This window comes from Enterobacter sp. 237C8 (assembly GCF_034106865.1).
GTDB classification, from domain to species: domain Bacteria; phylum Pseudomonadota; class Gammaproteobacteria; order Enterobacterales; family Enterobacteriaceae; genus Enterobacter; species Enterobacter asburiae_B.
The window spans coordinates 1,657,237-1,675,395 of the sequence record NZ_JAWNDF010000001.1 but is presented as its reverse complement, the minus strand read 5'-3'; the positions used below and the strand labels follow the sequence as shown (position 1 = coordinate 1,675,395).

At 55.8% G+C, this 18,159-nt stretch carries 17 protein-coding genes and 1 other annotated feature; of the genes, 10 read left to right on the top strand and 7 right to left on the bottom strand.

Features of this window, described 5'->3' with window-relative positions:
• Positions 1–9: 9 nt before the first annotated feature.
• The 4 genes from trpCF to trpL all read right to left on the bottom strand — a co-directional run bounded on the left by trpCF (position 10) and on the right by trpL (position 4,667).
• Positions 10–1,368 (bottom strand): bifunctional indole-3-glycerol-phosphate synthase TrpC/phosphoribosylanthranilate isomerase TrpF, encoded by a 1,359-nt coding sequence (trpCF, locus tag USF70_RS08130; protein WP_320735521.1) that lies wholly within the window; start codon positions 1,366–1,368, stop codon positions 10–12.
• Between the two features lie 3 nt (positions 1,369–1,371).
• On the bottom strand, positions 1,372–2,967 hold the full coding sequence (gene trpD, locus USF70_RS08125; protein ID WP_058841298.1) for a bifunctional anthranilate synthase glutamate amidotransferase component TrpG/anthranilate phosphoribosyltransferase TrpD: 1,596 nt from the start codon (positions 2,965–2,967) through the stop codon (positions 1,372–1,374).
• Complete coding sequence (locus tag USF70_RS08120) at positions 2,967–4,529, bottom strand: anthranilate synthase component 1 (protein WP_047174183.1); 1,563 nt, start codon at positions 4,527–4,529, stop codon at positions 2,967–2,969. The genes trpD and USF70_RS08120 overlap by 1 nt, the downstream gene beginning before the upstream one ends.
• A 23-nt stretch (positions 4,530–4,552) precedes the next feature.
• Positions 4,553–4,646: a sequence feature (Trp leader region), on the bottom strand.
• A complete protein-coding gene (trpL, locus tag USF70_RS21740; RefSeq protein WP_106993556.1) occupies positions 4,623–4,667 on the bottom strand; it encodes a trp operon leader peptide in 45 nt (14 codons plus the stop codon). It overlaps the preceding feature by 24 nt.
• Before the next feature lie 139 nt (positions 4,668–4,806).
• On the opposite strand from trpL, the gene rnm reads away from it, so the two are divergent.
• The 3 genes from rnm to rluB all read left to right on the top strand — a co-directional run bounded on the left by rnm (position 4,807) and on the right by rluB (position 7,277).
• The gene (gene rnm / locus USF70_RS08115; protein WP_032656720.1) at positions 4,807–5,688 is read left to right on the top strand and encodes an RNase RNM; all 882 of its coding nucleotides are present in this window, start codon (positions 4,807–4,809) and stop codon (positions 5,686–5,688) included.
• Positions 5,685–6,305: an L-threonylcarbamoyladenylate synthase gene (locus USF70_RS08110; RefSeq protein ID WP_003856793.1), complete on the top strand. Its 621-nt coding sequence runs from the start codon at positions 5,685–5,687 to the stop codon at positions 6,303–6,305. Before rnm ends, USF70_RS08110 begins: the two co-directional genes overlap by 4 nt.
• A 96-nt stretch (positions 6,306–6,401) precedes the next feature.
• Positions 6,402–7,277, top strand: a complete 876-nt coding sequence (gene rluB / locus USF70_RS08105; protein WP_023312076.1) for a 23S rRNA pseudouridine(2605) synthase RluB — start codon at positions 6,402–6,404, stop codon at positions 7,275–7,277.
• A 35-nt stretch (positions 7,278–7,312) separates the two neighbouring features.
• Here rluB and cobO read toward each other — a convergent pair whose 3' ends face one another.
• Together cobO and USF70_RS08095 are read right to left on the bottom strand one after the other, a co-directional pair.
• On the bottom strand, positions 7,313–7,903 hold the full coding sequence (gene cobO, locus USF70_RS08100) for a cob(I)yrinic acid a,c-diamide adenosyltransferase (RefSeq protein WP_033145744.1): 591 nt from the start codon (positions 7,901–7,903) through the stop codon (positions 7,313–7,315).
• Positions 7,900–8,661 carry a YciK family oxidoreductase gene (locus tag USF70_RS08095; RefSeq protein ID WP_033145743.1) on the bottom strand — a complete coding sequence of 254 codons (762 nt, stop codon included), beginning with the start codon at positions 8,659–8,661 and terminating at the stop codon, positions 7,900–7,902. Before USF70_RS08095 ends, cobO begins: the two co-directional genes overlap by 4 nt.
• A gap of 251 nt (positions 8,662–8,912) precedes the next feature.
• On the opposite strand from USF70_RS08095, the gene sohB reads away from it, so the two are divergent.
• Positions 8,913–9,959, top strand: coding sequence for a protease SohB (sohB, locus tag USF70_RS08090; protein WP_033145742.1), 1,047 nt, complete (start codon positions 8,913–8,915; stop codon positions 9,957–9,959).
• A gap of 34 nt (positions 9,960–9,993) precedes the next feature.
• On the opposite strand, the gene USF70_RS08085 is transcribed toward sohB, so the two are convergent.
• Positions 9,994–10,245, bottom strand: coding sequence for a YciN family protein (locus USF70_RS08085; RefSeq protein ID WP_023312072.1), 252 nt, complete (start codon positions 10,243–10,245; stop codon positions 9,994–9,996).
• A 399-nt stretch (positions 10,246–10,644) separates the two neighbouring features.
• Between USF70_RS08085 and topA the strand changes: the two genes are divergently transcribed.
• From topA to acnA, 6 genes are all read left to right on the top strand, one after another.
• Positions 10,645–13,242, top strand: coding sequence for a type I DNA topoisomerase (gene topA / locus USF70_RS08080; protein WP_047651111.1), 2,598 nt, complete (start codon positions 10,645–10,647; stop codon positions 13,240–13,242).
• 187 nt (positions 13,243–13,429) lie between these two features.
• Positions 13,430–14,404, top strand: coding sequence for an HTH-type transcriptional regulator CysB (gene cysB, locus USF70_RS08075; RefSeq protein ID WP_008502814.1), 975 nt, complete (start codon positions 13,430–13,432; stop codon positions 14,402–14,404).
• Positions 14,405–14,742: 338 nt separating this feature from the next.
• A complete protein-coding gene (locus USF70_RS08070; protein ID WP_213327741.1) occupies positions 14,743–14,883 on the top strand; it encodes a YmiA family putative membrane protein in 141 nt (46 codons plus the stop codon).
• Between the two features lie 2 nt (positions 14,884–14,885).
• Entirely contained in the window at positions 14,886–15,056 is a 171-nt protein-coding gene (locus tag USF70_RS08065) for a hypothetical protein (protein WP_032656727.1), read from the top strand.
• A 138-nt stretch (positions 15,057–15,194) separates the two neighbouring features.
• The gene (ymiC, locus tag USF70_RS08060) at positions 15,195–15,293 is read left to right on the top strand and encodes a small membrane protein YmiC (protein ID WP_032623144.1); all 99 of its coding nucleotides are present in this window, start codon (positions 15,195–15,197) and stop codon (positions 15,291–15,293) included.
• A 161-nt stretch (positions 15,294–15,454) separates the two neighbouring features.
• Positions 15,455–18,130, top strand: coding sequence for an aconitate hydratase AcnA (gene acnA / locus USF70_RS08055; RefSeq protein ID WP_232937826.1), 2,676 nt, complete (start codon positions 15,455–15,457; stop codon positions 18,128–18,130).
• Positions 18,131–18,159: the final 29 nt, after the last annotated feature.

Below are 18,159 nucleotides of genomic sequence, written 5' to 3'. Positions count from 1 at the left end.
TTCTCTTCCTTAATATGCACGCAGAGTTTTAAATACCGAGGCCAGCTTGCTGGCATCTTTGATACCCGGTTGGGACTCTACGCCTGAATTGAAATCGAGGCCTGCGCAGCCGGTTTTAGCGGCTTCTACGCAGTTATCCGGGCTTAATCCGCCCGCCAGCAGGACGTTGTCCAGCTTTTCGGCGTTCAGCAGCGACCAGTCAAAACGCTGGCCGGTACCGCCCTGGCCGTTATCGAGGACGTATTTATCCACATGGTTCAGGTTACGCGAGGGCAACGTATCGCCAACGCTTTGCGCTTTCCAGATTTGCACCTGTGGTGCCAGCGCGGCGCGCAGGGCATCGATGTAGCTCTGGTCTTCATCGCCGTGGAGCTGCACCGCGCTCAGGGATAACGCCTCGGCTTTTGCCGCAACGTCTGCAATATCTGCATTGCGGAAAACGCCCACGTAGCTAAGCGGAGCCGCTGCGATGATCTTACGCGCCTGCTCTTCGCTGACCGCGCGTGGAGAGGAGTCCACAAAGATCAGCCCGCCGTAAATCGCCCCGGCTTCATACGCGGCCTGGGCATCCTGTTCGCGGGTTAAGCCGCAGACTTTATTTTCACCCAGCAGCACGCGACGCACGGCCGCGTTGAGATCGTCATGTTCCATCATGGCGGAGCCAATCAGGAAACCGTTGGCGAAGTGGCTCAGCTCGCGCACCTGGGCGTAGCTGTTAATACCGGATTCGCTGATCACCGTAACGCCAGACCCCAGACGCGGCGCCAGCTGACGCGTACGGTTAAGGTCAATGGACAGGTCGCGCAGATCGCGGTTGTTAATGCCGACCACTTTGGCTTCCAGCGCAATCGCGCGCTCCCGCTCCTCTTCGTTGCTCACTTCAGTCAGCACGCCCATATTCAGGCTGTGCGCCACGGCGGAAAGCTGGCGATACTGCTCGTCGTCGAGCACTGAGAGCATCAGCAGGCAGGCGTCGGCCTGGTAAAAGCGCGCCAGCCAGATCTGATACGGGTCGATAATAAAGTCTTTGCACAGGATTGGCTGCGGCGCGATGCCGCTGACGATCGGCAGAAAATCGAAGCTGCCCTGAAAATATTTCTCATCCGTCAGCACGGAGATGGCTGAAGCATGATGCTTATAAATGCCGGCAATACGCGCCGGGTCGAAATCGTCACGAATAACGCCTTTGGACGGGGACGCTTTTTTGCACTCAAGAATAAACGCGGTGCGCGTACCCCGCAGGGCGTCATAGAAACGACGGCTGCTCGGGACGACGTCATTCTGGAAACTCGCAAGCGGCTGCTGTTGCTTGCGGGCTTCCACCCAGATGGCCTTATCGGCAACGATTTTCGCTAAAACGGTCTGCATTCTTTACCCTCTTGCCGCAAGTGCGGTAACGCGATCGTAAGCTGCACCGGAGCGCAGTACATCCAGAACTTTTTGAACGTTGGCCTTCAGGTCTTCCTCACCGTGCAAACGCATCAGCATGGCGACGTTGGCAGCAACGGCGGCCTCATGGGCGACCTCTCCTTTACCTTGTAATAAGCGCGTGAGAATGTCACGGTTTTCTTCCGGCGTACCGCCTGCCAGCGCTTCCTGATGGTATGGCGCAAGGCCGAAGTCGGCAGCGTCCAGCTGATAGCTCAGGATTTCGCCGTCGCGCAGTTCGGCCACCAGCGTTGGCGCATGAAGAGAAACCTCATCCATACCGCCGCTGTGCACCACGGCGGCACGCTGATAGCCCAGCACGCGCAGCGTCTCGGCAATCGGCAGAACCAGCTCAGGGCTGTAAACGCCAATCAGCGCCAGCGGCGGGTGGGCCGGGTTGATCAGCGGGCCGAGCACGTTAAACAGCGTGCGGGTTTTGAGCTGCTGACGAACCGGCATCGCGTGGCGGAAACCGGTGTGGTACTTCGGCGCAAACAGGAAGCAGACGCCCAGGTCATCCAGCGCTTCGCGGGAACGCTCGGCGTTCATATCGAGGTTAATACCGAATGCGGCGAGCAGATCGGAAGAACCTGACCGGCTGGAAACGCTGCGGTTACCGTGCTTCGCGACCTTCAAACCGCACGCCGCCGCCACGAAGGCGCTGGCGGTGGAGATATTGATGCTGTTACTGCCGTCACCGCCGGTACCGACGATATCCGCAAACTGATAGTCCGGGCGCGGGAACGGGGCGGCATTTTCCAGCAGGGCCGTAGCGGCACCGGCGATCTCCTGCGGGCTTTCGCCGCGCACCTTCATGCTCACCAGCGCGGCTGCCAGCTGTTCAGGCTTCAGCTCGCCGCGAACCACGGCGGAGAAGAGCTGATGGCTCTCCTGCTGGCTCAGGGTCTGCGCCTGATACAGTTTTTCCAGAATCGGCTGCAGGGTATTGGTCTGCTCCAGCTTCTGTAACGCCCAGTCCAGCGTCTGCTCCAGCAGGCGGGCGCCGTGGGAGGTCAGGATCGATTCCGGGTGGAACTGCAGGCCGCAGACGCGGTCCGCATCGTGGCGCACCGCCATCACCATGCCTTCAAACGAGGCGTTGATCGTCAGCCCGGCGGGAATATTGCTGCCAACCAGCGAGTGATAGCGCGCGACCGGGAGCGGGTTCGGCAGCCCGGCAAACATCGCCTGGCCGTCATGTTCAATGCTGGACGCTTTACCGTGCAGGATCTCACCCGCCTGGCCGACGTAGCCGCCATAGGCTTCAACAATCGCCTGATGGCCGAGGCAGATGCCGACGATCGGCAGTTTGCCGCGCATACGGGTCAGCAGCTCCGGCATACAGCCGGCTTCGCTCGGTGCGCCTGGCCCCGGGGAGAGCATCAGCACCGGGTTTTGCATGGTGGCCAGACGGTCAATCAGGGTCTGGGCCGGAACGTGGTTGCGGTAGATAACGACGTTGTGGCCATTCGCACGCAGCTGATCTGCCAGGTTATAGGTAAAGGAGTCGATATTATCGAGCAGCAGAATGTCAGCCATCAGAAAATCTCCTGTGCATGGTGTGCGGTAGCAATGGCGCGAAGGACCGCACGGGCTTTACTGCGCGTTTCGTCAGCTTCAGACTGCGGAACAGAATCAAGAACAATCCCGGCACCCGCCTGGACGGTGGCGATACCGTCTTCGACATAGGCGGAGCGGATTACGATGCAGGTGTCGAGATCGCCGTGCGCGGTGAAGTAACCCACCGCGCCGCCGTAGCTGCCGCGACGGCGTCCTTCGGCGGCGGCAATCAGCTGCATGGCGCGGACTTTCGGCGCGCCGCTCAGGGTGCCCATGTTCATGCAGGCGCGGTAGGCGTGCAGCACGTCGAGATCGTGGCGCAGCTCGCCGACCACGCGGGAGACCAGGTGCATCACGAACGAATAGCGGTCGACTTTGGTCAGGTCCGCCACGTAGCGGCTGCCGGGAGTACAAATGCGTGCCAGATCGTTACGCGCCAGGTCAACCAGCATCAGGTGCTCGGAGAGTTCTTTGTGGTCGGTACGCATTTCGAGTTCGATGCGGCTGTCCAGATCGCGGTCAAGCGAGCCATCGGCGCGACGCCCGCGCGGACGGGTTCCGGCAATCGGGTAGATCTCAATCTGACGGCTGGTGGCGTCGTATTTCAGCGAGCTTTCCGGCGAGGCGCCGAACAGCGTGAATTCGTTGTCCTGCATGAAGAACATGTAAGGGCTTGGGTTACTCTTTTTCAGCACGTCGTAGGCTGCGAGCGGCGACGGGCAGGGCAGCGAGAAGCGACGGGATGGCACGACCTGGAAAATTTCCCCGGCGCGAATCGCTTTTTGCATCTGGCGAACCACGGCGCCGTACTGATCGTCAGTCTGGTTAACGTCGCAGGTCATTTTCTCCACGCGCTGCACCGGCAGCGCGGGTGGTGCTTCCGTCATCTGCTGCTGCAGCTGAGCGATGCGGTGCTCAAGACGGTTTTTCTCAGCGGCAGACGGCGTGAACAGGCTTGCCTGGATGCGGGTGTATTGCTTCTGGTGGTCGATCACCAGCAGAGTTTCAGCCAGATAGAAGCAATAATCCGGGCAGCGATTACCCTGCTCGGTTTCCGGCAAATCTTCAAAACCGGCAACCAGGTCGTAAGCAAACAGCCCGCCGAAGAACATCGCTTCACGCTCGTCTTCCGGCACGGTGACCAGATTCTGCAGCAGGCGGAAGGCATCGAAAACGGACAGGGAGCAGAGGCGCGCGTCTTCGTCCAGCAGCTGGCTCACCGGCGGGAAATGCAGAATGCGCATTTCTGGATGGCGTTCATTTTCAATGCCTGACGGCAGGGCGGCATCCAGCAGCGGCAGCAGCGATGCGCCATTGTCTGACAATGCCTTGATGGTGACGGTGTCACCTAAAGCGGTAATGCGCAGCGCGCTGTCGACCAGCAGCAGGCTCTTGAGATCGTCCTTGCTGTCGATATCCGCCGATTCCAGCAGCAGCGTTGCCGGACGAGCCCCGCACACCTGATGAAACAGCGCGGTCGGGTTGTGGCGATAGGCCGCCTCGCAGGTCAGCAGTTCGAGATGAGGTTTGGCTGTTTGCATGTTGTTGTTCTCATATTTTGTTCAAAAAAAAGCCCGCTGGGTAGCGGGCGGGTATCTGTTTGCATTTCGCAGACGCGTGACACTGCCCGAAGATCAGGAAGTGCGCCACCAGCCGTGCAGAGTGAAATGTGCTGTCATTTTCAGATACCTTTCTCGTGTGAACTTGCGTACTAGTTAACTAGTTCGATGGCAAGTTGTCAACCCTTGATTTCAGAATTTCGCGTTAAGTCGGTATCATGGTGTTTTCGGATGTCTCCAACCTGTTATGGGAAGTGCTTTGAGCGATACCACCTACGCCATTATTTATGATTTACACAGCCATACTCAGGCCTCTGACGGCCTGCTGACACCCGAAGCCCTGGTTCATCGCGCCGTTGAAATGCGTGTCGGCACGCTGGCGATAACCGATCACGATACGACAGATGCCATTCCGGCGGCGCGCGCCGAGATCGCCCGCAGCGGGCTGGCGCTGAATCTGGTGTCCGGCGTCGAGATCTCGACCGTCTGGGAAAACCATGAGATTCATATTGTTGGCCTGAATATCGATATAGACCATCCGGCACTTACGGCATTTTTGCAAGAACAAAAAACGCGCCGCAACCAGCGCGCAGAGATGATCGGCGAGCGTCTGGAAAAGGCGCATATTCCGGGCGCGCTGGAAGGCGCGCAAAAGATGGCGAACGGCGGGGCGGTCACCCGCGGTCATTTCGCCCGTTTTCTGGTCGACGCGGGCAAAGCGACGACTATGGCAGACGTCTTTAAAAAGTATCTGGCGCGCGGTAAAACCGGATACGTTCCGCCACAGTGGTGTACAATAAAACAAGCTATTGATGTGATTCATCATTCTGGCGGTAAGGCCGTGCTGGCCCATCCTGGGCGGTATAATCTTTCGGCTAAATGGCTGAAAAGGCTGCTGGCACACTTTGCCGAATGCGGTGGCGAGGCGATGGAAGTCGCCCAGTGTCAGCAGGCGCCCAACGAGCGCGCGCAGCTCGCGACCTATGCCCGCCAGTTCGGCCTGCTTGGGTCACAGGGTTCTGATTTCCATCAGCCCTGCGCGTGGATCGAACTGGGGCGCAAGCTCTGGCTGCCCGCTGGCGTTGAGCCGGTCTGGCAGCTCTGGGAACAGCCGCAGCAAATTGAAGAGAGGGAAGTATGAGTCAGTTTTTCTATATCCATCCGGATAACCCGCAGCCACGTCTGATCAACCAGGCCGTGGAGATCGTCCGCAAAGGCGGCGTGATTGTCTACCCGACCGATTCAGGCTACGCGCTGGGCTGTAAAATTGAAGATAAAGGGGCAATGGAACGCATTTGCCGTATTCGCCAGCTGCCGGACGGCCATAACTTTACCCTGATGTGCCGCGATCTCTCTGAGCTGTCGACCTATGCGTATGTTGATAACGTGGCGTTTCGCCTGATTAAGAACAACACGCCGGGCAACTACACCTTCATCCTGAAGGGCACGAAGGAAGTACCGCGTCGTCTGCTGCAGGAGAAACGCAAAACCATCGGCATGCGCGTGCCGTCGAACCCGATTGCGCAGGCGCTGCTGGAAACCCTCGGCGAACCGATGCTTTCTACCTCGCTGATGCTGCCCGGAAGCGAGTTTACCGAGTCCGACCCGGAAGAGATCAAAGATCGTCTGGAGAAGGTGGTCGAGCTGATTATTCACGGCGGCTATCTCGGCCAGCAGCCGACCACCGTGGTCGACTTAACCGAAGATGCACCGGAAGTGATTCGTGAAGGCGTGGGTGACGTAAAGCCTTTCTTGTAAAGGTATAAGCAGATATACTACGCGGCCATCAAAGCAGGGCTCAGCCCTCTTTTGACCTGATTCGACGCCTGTGAAGGCGACACCTGAGGAAGCTCAATGAGCGAGAAGTTACAGAAAGTGCTGGCGCGTGCCGGCCACGGTTCACGCCGTGAAATCGAAGCCATTATTGAAGCGGGCCGCGTGAGTGTGGACGGTAAAATCGCCACGCTGGGTGACCGCGTAGAAATCGTACCGGGGCTGAAGATCCGCATCGACGGTCATCTTATCTCCGTTAAAGAGTCCGCGGAACAGATCTGCCGCGTGCTGGCTTACTACAAGCCGGAAGGCGAGCTGTGCACCCGCAACGACCCGGAAGGTCGTCCGACGGTGTTTGACCGTCTGCCTAAACTGCGTGGCGCTCGCTGGATTGCCGTCGGCCGTCTGGACGTGAACACCTGCGGTCTGCTGCTGTTTACCACTGATGGTGAACTGGCAAACCGTCTGATGCACCCAAGCCGTGAAGTGGAACGTGAATACGCGGTGCGCGTATTTGGCCAGGTTGATGAAAATAAACTGCGCGATCTGTCGCGTGGCGTTCAGCTGGAAGACGGTCCTGCGGCATTCAAAACCATCAAATTTACCGGTGGGGAAGGCATTAACCAGTGGTACAACGTGACCCTGACCGAAGGCCGTAACCGCGAGGTGCGTCGTCTCTGGGAAGCGGTAGGCGTGCAGGTTAGCCGCCTGATCCGCGTCCGTTACGGCGACATTCTGCTGCCGAAAGGTCTGCCGCGCGGTGGGTATACCGAACTGGATCTGACCCAAACCAACTACCTGCGCGAGCTGGTCGGCCTGACGCCGGAAACCACCTCAAAAGTGGCGGTGGAAAAAGATCGTCGACGCATGAAGGCGAATCAGATCCGTCGCGCAGTGAAGCGACACAGCCAGGTGAGCAGCAGCCGCCGCTCCGGCAGCCGTAACAACAACGGTTAATATAAAAGCCCGGTCAACGAACCGGGCTTTTTTCTTTAGTAATCAATTCCAATTTGCGCTTTGATGCCTGCATCAAACGCATGTTTGACCGGACGCAGCTCGCTGACGGTATCGGCCATCTCCAGAATATCCCGATGACATCCGCGCCCCGTAACGATAACCGTCTGGTGTACAGGACGATTCATCAGAGCATCCAGCACGGCTTCCAGCGGCAGGTAGTCGTAGGCGACCATGTAGGTGATCTCATCCAGCAGAACCATATTCAGAGAGGGATCGGCCAGCATTCTCTTTGCATGCTCCCAGACGGCGAGACAGGCGGCGGTGTCGGTTTCCCGGTTCTGAGTATCCCACGTAAACCCGGTCGCCATCACCTGAAACTCAACGCCGTGAGGCTCAAGTAAATTCCGCTCACCGTTGGGCCATTCGCCTTTGATAAACTGGATCACGCCCACTTTTTGCCCGTGTCCAACGGCGCGTGTCGCCGTGCCGAATGCGGCGGTGGTTTTCCCTTTTCCGTTGCCGGTAAAAACGATGACGATCCCACGTTCGTCCTGGGCTGCCGCGACGCGCGCATCGACCTGTTCTTTCAGACGCTGCTGGCGCTGCTGATGACGTTCTTCACTCATTGCGAAATTCCTGGTTTACGTCCCGGCTGGGCGTCAAAGGTCATCCCGGTTTTGCGGCGGCTGTCGTCGCCCATCAGCCAGAGATAGAGCGGCATAATGTCTGCCGGGGTTTTCAGCTTCTGCGGATCTTCGCTCGGGAACGCGCTGGCGCGCATTTTGGTGCGCGTACCGCCCGGGTTAATGCAGTTTACGCGCAGATGGCGGCTCTGGTACTCCTCCGCCAGCACCTGCATCATGCCTTCGGTCGCGAATTTTGAAACGGCATAGGCTCCCCAATTTGCGCGCCCTTCACGGCCTACGCTGGAGGAGGTAAAGACCAGGGAGCCTGACTCGGATTTGAGTAATAAAGGAAGCAATGCCTGGGTGAGGAAAAACGTGCCGTTGACGTTAACCTGCATCACCTGCTGCCAGATATCCGGATCCTGTTCATCCATAGGCCGCACCTCTCCAAGCAGACCGGCGTTATGCAGCACGCCGTCGAGCCGTGGATAGTGGGTGCTGATGCGTCGGGCTAATTCCTGGCACACCGCGGGCGTGCAGGTCAGTAAATCGAGCGTATACCACGGAACCGGAGTGCCGTATGCGGCCTCAATCTCCTGAGCGACGCTTTTCAGTTTTTCTTCGTTGCGCCCTACCAGAATAACGTTCGCGCCGTACTCGGCGTAGGTCAGGGCTGCCTCGCGGCCAATCCCATCGCTGGCACCGGTGACAAGAATGATCCGGTTCTGCAGCAGATTTTTTTGCGGTTGATAATGCACGGTGGCTCCTCAGGTGCCCGGTGATTCAGTGGCACCTTCATAATGACTTTTCGGCTTTATGCCCGAATTAGCATGAGAATTCAATCAGTCTACAGGACGCATTACTGTAAAATTAACAATTTGCAAATATTTAAACTACACGCCGGGGATTCCTGAAGGCGGCTCGCAGAGGTAATGTCACGAGCGAGACGCATGGGCAGGGCTGTTGTACACTGCCGTGAAAGATTCGTGGTTAAATCAAGGTGGAACGCGTGGAATTACTTTCTCAATATGGGTTGTTTTTGGCCAAAATCGCAACGGTGGTGGTTGCCATTGCGGTGGTAGCCGTTCTGATTGCCAACCTGACGCAGCGCAAGCGTCAGCGTGGGGAGTTACGCATCACCCGCCTGAGCGAGCAGTATAAAGAGATGCAGGAAGAGATGTCTCTCGCGCTGCTTGATAGTCATCAACAGAAACTGTGGCTGAAAGCGCAGAAGAAAAAGCATAAACAGGATGCCAAAGCGGCAAAAGCAAAAGCGAAGCTCAATGCACCGCAGGATAAGGCCGCGCCACGCGTTTACGTGCTCGATTTTAAGGGCAGTATGGATGCGCATGAAGTGTCTTCTCTGCGGGAAGAAGTGACTGCCGTTCTGGCCGTGGCGACACCGCAGGATCAGGTTGTCGTGCGTCTTGAAAGCCCGGGCGGGGTGGTTCACGGTTACGGACTGGCCGCCTCACAGCTGCAGCGCCTGCGTGAAAAACAGATCCCGCTGACCGTTGCTGTGGATAAAGTGGCCGCGAGCGGTGGCTACATGATGGCCTGCGTGGCGGACAAAATTGTTGCCGCGCCGTTCTCCATTATTGGCTCGATCGGCGTGGTCGCACAAATTCCGAACTTTAACCGCTTCCTGAAAAATAAAGAGATTGATATCGAACTTCACACGGCGGGTCAGTACAAACGTACCCTGACGCTGCTGGGGGAAAACACGGAAGAAGGGCGTCAAAAATTCCGCGAAGATCTCAACGAAACGCATCATCTCTTTAAAGATTTTGTACACCGTATGCGCCCAACGCTCGATATTGAACAGGTCGCGACCGGCGAGCACTGGTACGGCGTCCAGGCGCAGGAGAAAGGGCTGGTGGATGAAGTCGGAACCAGCGACGATCTGCTGCTCAATCTGATGGAAGGCCGGGAACTGGTGGGCGTGCGCTTTACCCAGCGTAAGCGACTCCTTGACCGCTTTACCAACAGTGCGGCAGAAAGCGCGGACCGTCTGCTGCTGCGCTGGCTACAGCGCGGACAAAAACCGCTGCTGTAAACAAAAACGCGAGGCATATGCCTCGCGTTTTGCATTAATCGACCAGGTGATACTTCTCTGAAAGCGTATGCGCCAGGTATTTGAACATGTTAAAAACGGCGGTGCTTTTCGGGGTCGGTAAACCCTGTTCGTCAAGGAAGTATTCGCCGCTGAAAATCAGCACGCCATTACGCTGCTCTACGCCGGTGGCTTCAATGCCCGCCAGCGTATCTTCATGGTCACGGATAAGCTTGTTTGCTTCGATAAGCAGAGAGGCTCGGTCAATAGGTTGGGTCGTATTCTGCATAATCCACTCCTTAAACAGTGACAATAGTCTACGCCGAGGGCGCTTTGGGGGCAAATTTTCCCTGTAATGTGAGGGGATAAGGTGCAGGGTCCTGGCTGGCGGGATCTGCTTTTGCATGCTAATAAAGTTGCGTAACGAATTTTATCAGGTAGAGTGTGCGCTTTCGTCATTCTGGCAACAGAATTGCTTGACATTCAACCGGGAATTCGTCACGAATTACACGAGATGTGAGAAAAATACCCGAAAACTCAATCACCTGGGCGTCTTCTCATTAACGTCCGGTAAGTCAAAGGGGTTGATATCTCCTGACGCAGTCGCAATATCATTGGCTCGTCGTCAGCGGAAGGGAAATCAACGTGCGGCGTATTCCTGGAAGAATTAAATTAGGTAAAGGTGAATATGGGTAAAGCTCTCGTCATCGTTGAGTCCCCGGCAAAAGCCAAAACGATCAATAAGTATCTGGGTAATGACTACGTGGTTAAGTCCAGCGTGGGTCATATCCGCGATTTGCCGACCAGTGGCTCAGCCAGCAAAAAGAGCGCAGACTCTACCTCCACCAAAGGGGCTAAAAAGCCTAAAAAGGATGAACGTAGCGCGCTTGTCAACCGCATGGGTGTTAACCCATGGCATAACTGGGATGCACAATATGAAGTGCTGCCCGGGAAAGAAAAAGTCGTTAACGAGCTGAAGCAGCTTGCTGAAAAAGCAGACCACATCTATCTCGCAACCGACCTTGACCGCGAAGGGGAAGCCATTGCGTGGCACCTGCGGGAAGTGATCGGTGGTGATGACAAACGCTACAGCCGTGTAGTGTTTAACGAAATTACGAAGAATGCGATTCGTCAGGCGTTTGAGAAGCCGGGCGAACTGAATATTGACCGCGTAAACGCACAGCAGGCTCGTCGCTTTATGGACCGCGTTGTGGGCTATATGGTCTCTCCACTGCTGTGGAAGAAGATTGCCCGTGGCCTGTCCGCAGGGCGTGTTCAATCCGTCGCCGTGCGTCTGGTCGTTGAGCGTGAGCGCGAAATTAAAGCCTTCGTGCCGGAAGAGTTCTGGGAAGTCGATGCCAATGTGACCACGCCGGGCGGTGACGCTCTGCCGCTGCAGGTGAGCCATCACAACGACAAGCCTTTCCGTCCAGAAAACCGCGACCAGACCATGGCCGCCGTAGCGCTGCTGGAAAAAGCACGCTATCAGGTGCTGGAACGTGAAGACAAACCGACCAGCAGCAAGCCGGGGGCACCGTTTATTACCTCCACGCTGCAACAGGCTGCAAGCACGCGTCTGGGTTATGGCGTGAAGAAGACCATGATGATGGCGCAGCGCCTGTATGAAGCGGGCTACATCACCTACATGCGTACCGACTCAACCAACCTGAGTCAGGACGCGGTCAACATGGTCCGCGGCTACATCAGTGACAATTTCGGTAAGAAATACCTGCCGGAAAGCGCTAACCAGTTCGCCAGTAAAGAGAACTCTCAGGAAGCGCACGAAGCGATTCGTCCTTCTGACGTCTCGGTGTTAGCGGAATCGCTGAAAGACATGGAAGCCGACGCGCAGAAGCTGTATCAGCTGATCTGGCGCCAGTTCGTGGCGTGCCAGATGACGCCAGCGCAGTACGACTCCACCACGCTGACCGTTGGCGCGGGTGAGTTCCGTCTCAAAGCGCGCGGTCGTATCCTGCGTTTCGACGGCTGGACGAAGGTGATGCCAGCGCTGCGTAAAGGTGATGAAGACCGAACGCTGCCGGCGGTAAATAAAGGGGACGAGCTCTCGCTGGTTGACCTCGTGCCAGCCCAGCACTTCACCAAGCCGCCTGCGCGCTTCAGTGAAGCGTCCCTGGTGAAAGAGCTGGAAAAACGCGGTATTGGTCGTCCGTCGACCTACGCGTCCATCATCTCGACGATCCAGGACCGTGGCTACGTACGCGTTGAAAACCGCCGTTTCTATGCGGAAAAAATGGGTGAGATCGTCACTGACCGTCTGGAAGCAAACTTCCGTGAGTTGATGAACTACGATTTCACCGCGCAAATGGAAGACAGCCTCGACCAGGTTGCCAGCCATCAGGCGGAATGGAAAAAGGTACTCGACAGCTTCTTCAGCGACTTTACCGACCAGCTTGAAAAAGCGGAGAAAGACCCTGAAGAGGGCGGCATGCTGCCTAACCAGATGGTTCTGACCAGCATCGACTGTCCAACCTGCGGCCGCAAGATGGGGATCCGCACCGCAACCACGGGCGTGTTTCTTGGCTGCTCCGGCTATGCGCTGTCACCAAAGGAGCGCTGCAAAACCACCATCAACCTGGTGCCCGAGAACGAAGTTCTCAACGTGCTGGAAGGTGACGATGCGGAAACTAACGCTCTGCGTGCCAAACGCCGCTGCAAGAAATGCGGCACGGCAATGGACAGCTACCTGATCGATCCAAAACGTAAGCTGCACGTCTGCGGTAATAACCCAACGTGTGACGGGTATGAGATCGAAGAGGGCGAGTTCCGCATTAAAGGCTATGACGGCCCGATTGTGGAATGCGAGAAGTGCGGCTCTGAAATGCACCTGAAAATGGGGCGTTTCGGTAAGTACATGGCCTGTACCAACGACGAGTGTAAAAACACGCGCAAAATTCTGCGTAACGGGGAAGTGGCTCCTCCGAAGGAAGATCCGGTTCCGCTGCCAGAACTGCCGTGCGAGAAATCCGACGCGTACTTCGTGCTGCGTGATGGTGCCGCAGGTGTCTTTCTGGCCGCCAACACCTTCCCGAAATCGCGTGAAACGCGCGCGCCGCTGGTGGAAGAGTTGCATCGCTTCCGCGATCGTCTGCCTGAGAAACTGCGTTATCTGGCCGATGCGCCACAGCAGGATCCGGAAGGCAACAAAACCGTGGTACGGTTTAGCCGTAAAACTAAGCAGCAGTATGTTGCGGCCGAGAAAGAGGGTAAAGCGACCGGATGGTCAGCCTTCTTTGTCGATGGCAAATGGGTTGAAGGCAAGAAATAATCTTCCCTTACCGTAACTTACCTGTAAAAGGGCCGGATTTCCGGCCCTTTTTTATTGCCTTGTTATTATTTTTTGTTCCGTACTATACAGTCAGGCTATAAATGATATAGTGGTTATAGTTAACCTGTTTCTTATTATTAAATCGTCTTAAGCGATTGACCGCATGCGCTAAATCGGATGGTCTGGCATGAAATTACAGCAGCTTCGTTATATCGTTGAGGTGGTGAATCATAACCTTAACGTCTCTTCTACCGCCGAGGGGTTGTATACCTCGCAACCGGGCATCAGCAAACAAGTTCGTATGCTGGAGGACGAGTTAGGTATCCAGATATTTGCCCGCAGCGGTAAGCATCTCACCCAGGTGACGCCTGCGGGGCAGGAAATCATCCGCATTGCGCGGGAAGTCCTCTCTAAAGTCGACGCAATTAAGTCGGTGGCAGGGGAACACACCTGGCCGGATAAAGGTTCGCTGTATATTGCCACGACGCATACCCAGGCGCGCTATGCGCTTCCCGGCGTTATCAAAGGCTTTATCGAGCGTTATCCCCGCGTCTCTTTGCATATGCACCAGGGCTCGCCAACGCAAATTGCTGAAGCCGTTTCCAAGGGGAATGCAGACTTTGCCATCGCCACCGAAGCGCTTCACCTGTATGACGATCTGGTGATGCTTCCATGCTATCACTGGAACCGTTCTATCGTGGTGACCCCCGATCACCCCCTGGCGGGCAAAGGGTCGGTGACTATCGAAGAGCTGGCGCAATATCCGCTGGTAACGTATACGTTTGGCTTTACCGGACGGTCCGAGCTTGATACGGCCTTTAACCGGGCAGGGTTAACGCCGCGCATTGTCTTTACCGCGACGGATGCCGACGTGATTAAAACCTATGTGCGGCTTGGTCTGGGGGTGGGCGTTATTGCCAGCATGGCGGTGGATCCGGTATCAGACCCTGACCTGGTGCGACTTGATGCGCATGATGTTTTCAGTCATAGCACCACAAAGATTGGCTTCCGTCGCAGCACCTTCCTGCGCAGCTATATGTATGATTTTATTCAGCGCTTTGCCCCTCATTTAACGCGTGACGTGGTTGATACCGCCGTTGCATTACGCTCAAATGAAGATATTGAAGAGATGTTTAAAGACATCAAACTCCCCGAAAAATAATCACACCCGGTATCTTTCCCTTAGGGAAAGATACCGAAATAACGCCTCAAAGCTAAATTAGAATTATCATCATCTGCGTATCCCCTGTCATATAATGTCATTATCCATTTAATCCGTATGGTTATAATGTCGTGAATTGGCGACAAAAGTAGAAACTAATTTACGCCTTCGCAAATTTTTCTTTTCAATTATTTATTTCTGGTCAAAAGATTGAATATTTCATACCTTCCGGTGCGTAAATTCACTGGCTTTTCGGCTAAAGTTTCTTTAGGATTTATCTCAACAGATGATTAATTGTACCAATTGTTTGGTCCTAAATGATAAGCGATGTCGATTGTATGAGGTTAGCAATGCCTTCAGGAAGTGAAGAACCGCAAAGGGATCCTGCGCTCAAGCGTAAAGCCTGGCTGGCGGTCTTTCTCGTCTCTACCCTGTTTTGGGTGGTGGTTGCTCTCCTGGCCTGGAAATATTGGGGTTAAATATGGCAGTGACGGTACGTACAGAAACGGTAAAACAGATGTGTCAGCATCGTGACAACGGCCACAGAGGGCGTAAAGCACCTGCGACTGTTGTACCCGCGTCCTGGAAACTGACGCCGCAGCAGCAAGCGTTTATTGATGTGTTCGCAGAAGACGAACCCAAAAAACAATAATTTAGTTAATTGCGTAATGATGCAAATAGTCTGAATATCGACTCTGCACTTTCGTACTCTTTAATAAATACACATCAGCAATATAGCACTGAGGACTTACCTCGGAACTTTTAATAAATAATGCCTGGTGTCCCTATGATGAATAACATGACGTCTCACAAATACTGGTCATGGATCGGCGTTTTTACCGTGTCGATTCTGTTCTGGAGTCAGCTCATCTGGTTGGCCCTCCACTAAATTGTAAAACCTCGCTACGGCGGGGTTTTTTGTTTTCCCTTTATGGACCAATCCTAAATTTATCAATTTGGGTTGTTATCAAAACGTTACGATATCTTTGTGTTATCTTTAATTACGGCCCTGATGATTGTCGGGGCATCTCTGTGATTAAGGAGGAGCTTATGTCGTTAACCCTACGCGAAGCCAGTAAGGATACGTTACAGGCAGAAAATAAAACCTGGCATTACTACAGCCTGCCGCTGGCTGCCAGAACGCTTGGGGACATTTCGCGTTTACCCAAGTCATTGAAAGTTTTACTGGAAAATCTATTGCGCTGGCAGGACGGTGACTCTGTCACCCTCGATGATATCCAGGCGCTGGCAGGGTGGCTGGAAAATGCCCATGCCGACAGAGAAATCGCCTACCGCCCGGCCAGGGTGCTGATGCAGGACTTTACCGGTGTTCCTGCCGTCGTTGATTTAGCCGCGATGCGCGAGGCCGTTAAGCGTCTCGGCGGAGATACGGCAAAAGTGAATCCGCTTTCCCCCGTTGACCTCGTCATTGACCACTCCGTAACCGTTGACCGCTTTGGGGATGACGACGCCTTTGGCGAGAACGTGCGTCTGGAGATGGAGCGCAACCACGAGCGCTACGTGTTCCTGAAGTGGGGGCAGCAGGCGTTCAGCCGGTTTAGCGTGGTCCCGCCGGGTACCGGTATTTGTCACCAGGTTAACCTTGAATATCTGGGTAAAGCCGTCTGGAGTGAATTGCAGGATAAAGAGTGGGTCGCCTATCCGGACACGCTGGTGGGCACGGACTCCCATACCACCATGATCAACGGTCTGGGCGTGCTGGGCTGGGGCGTCGGGGGTATCGAAGCGGAAGCGGCCATGCTCGGCCAGCCGGTGTCCATGCTTATCCCTGACGTGGTGGGCTTCAAGCTCACCGGCAAGCTGTCTGAAGGCATTACCGCCACCGATCTGGTGCTCACCGTCACCCAGATGCTACGTAAGCATGGTGTGGTGGGCAAGTTTGTAGAATTCTACGGGGATGGTCTGGATTCGCTGCCGCTGGCCGACCGCGCCACAATTGCCAATATGGCGCCGGAATACGGTGCAACCTGCGGCTTTTTCCCCATCGATGACGTCACGCTGGAATACATGCGCCTTAGCGGGCGCAGCGAAGAGCAGGTCGCGCTGGTGGAGGCCTATACCAAAGCGCAGGGCATGTGGCGAAACCCGGGCGATGAACCGGTCTTCACCAGCACGCTTGAACTCGATATGGGAAGCGTTGAGGCGAGCCTCGCCGGACCGAAACGTCCGCAGGATCGGGTTGCGTTGAGTGACGTGCCAAAAGCCTTTGCCGCCAGCAATGCCCTTGAAGTGAACGTGGCGCAGAAAGATCACCGTCCGGTCGACTATGTTCTGAACGGACATCAGTATCAGCTCCCGGATGGCGCGGTTGTTATTGCGGCCATTACCTCCTGCACCAACACCTCGAACCCCAGCGTATTAATGGCGGCCGGTCTGCTGGCGAAAAAGGCGGTAGAGCTTGGGCTAAAACCTCAGCCATGGGTCAAGGCCTCGCTGGCACCGGGTTCCAAAGTGGTATCGGATTACCTGGCGCAGGCCAAACTGACGCCGTACCTTGACGAACTGGGCTTCAACCTCGTGGGCTACGGCTGTACGACCTGTATTGGTAACTCCGGCCCGCTGCCTGAACCCATTGAAACGGCGATCAAGCAGGGTGACCTGACGGTAGGCGCGGTCCTGTCCGGTAACCGAAACTTTGAAGGGCGTATTCACCCGCTGGTGAAAACCAACTGGCTCGCCTCACCGCCGCTGGTTGTGGCATATGCCCTTGCAGGGAACATGAATATCAACCTGGCGACCGACCCGATTGGTCACGATCGCAAGAACGATCCTGTATACCTGAAAGATATCTGGCCATCTTCACGTGAAATCGCGCTGGCCGTTGAAAAGGTCTCAACCGAGATGTTCCGCAAAGAGTATGCGGAGGTCTTTGAAGGCACGCCGGAGTGGAAAACCATCAACGTCGTGGGCTCAGATACCTACGACTGGCAGGATGACTCGACCTATATTCGTCTGTCGCCGTTCTTTGATGAGATGCTGGCCGAGCCGGCACCGCTTAAGGATATCCACGGCGCGCGCATACTGGCGATGCTGGGAGATTCCGTCACGACCGACCATATCTCTCCGGCGGGGAGTATCAAAGCCGATAGCCCGGCAGGCCGTTATCTGCAAAGCCGGGGCGTCGAACGCCGCGATTTTAACTCCTACGGATCGCGTCGCGGTAATCATGAAGTCATGATGCGCGGAACGTTTGCCAACATCCGCATTCGTAACGAAATGGCCCCGGGCGTGGAAGGGGGCATGACGCGCCATCTGCCGGGGACGGAAGTCGTTTCGATCTATGATGCGGCGGTCAAATATCAACAGGAAGGTACGCCGCTGGCGGTGATCGCCGGGAAAGAGTACGGTTCCGGCTCCAGCCGCGACTGGGCGGCGAAAGGTCCGCGTCTGCTTGGCGTTCGCGTGGTCATCGCTGAATCGTTCGAACGTATTCACCGCTCGAATCTGATCGGTATGGGGATCCTGCCGCTTGAGTTCCCGCAGGGCGTGACGCGTAAAACGCTGGGGCTGACCGGGGAAGAGCAGATTGAGATTAGCGGTCTGCAAAATCTGCAGCCGGGGAAAACGGTGCCGGTGAAGTTAACGCGGGCAGACGGGAAAATCGAGGTGCTGGATTGCCGGTGCCGTATTGATACGGCAACCGAGCTGACCTATTACCAGAACGACGGCATTTTACATTATGTGATTCGTAAGATGCTGGACTGATAAAACGAGCCCGGCACCCGTGCCGGGCT

Coding starts and splice junctions, on each gene's coding strand:
- trpCF (WP_320735521.1), bottom strand. CDS start 1,368: ATGCAGACCGTTTTAGCGAAAATCGTTGCCGATAAGGCCATCTGGGTG.
- trpD (WP_058841298.1), bottom strand. CDS start 2,967: ATGGCTGACATTCTGCTGCTCGATAATATCGACTCCTTTACCTATAAC.
- USF70_RS08120 (WP_047174183.1), bottom strand. CDS start 4,529: ATGCAAACAGCCAAACCTCATCTCGAACTGCTGACCTGCGAGGCGGCC.
- USF70_RS08110 (WP_003856793.1), top strand. CDS start 5,685: ATGAGTCAGTTTTTCTATATCCATCCGGATAACCCGCAGCCACGTCTG.
- rluB (WP_023312076.1), top strand. CDS start 6,402: ATGAGCGAGAAGTTACAGAAAGTGCTGGCGCGTGCCGGCCACGGTTCA.
- cobO (WP_033145744.1), bottom strand. CDS start 7,903: ATGAGTGAAGAACGTCATCAGCAGCGCCAGCAGCGTCTGAAAGAACAG.
- USF70_RS08085 (WP_023312072.1), bottom strand. CDS start 10,245: ATGCAGAATACGACCCAACCTATTGACCGAGCCTCTCTGCTTATCGAA.
- topA (WP_047651111.1), top strand. CDS start 10,645: ATGGGTAAAGCTCTCGTCATCGTTGAGTCCCCGGCAAAAGCCAAAACG.
- cysB (WP_008502814.1), top strand. CDS start 13,430: ATGAAATTACAGCAGCTTCGTTATATCGTTGAGGTGGTGAATCATAAC.
- USF70_RS08070 (WP_213327741.1), top strand. CDS start 14,743: ATGAGGTTAGCAATGCCTTCAGGAAGTGAAGAACCGCAAAGGGATCCT.
- USF70_RS08065 (WP_032656727.1), top strand. CDS start 14,886: ATGGCAGTGACGGTACGTACAGAAACGGTAAAACAGATGTGTCAGCAT.
- ymiC (WP_032623144.1), top strand. CDS start 15,195: ATGAATAACATGACGTCTCACAAATACTGGTCATGGATCGGCGTTTTT.
- acnA (WP_232937826.1), top strand. CDS start 15,455: ATGTCGTTAACCCTACGCGAAGCCAGTAAGGATACGTTACAGGCAGAA.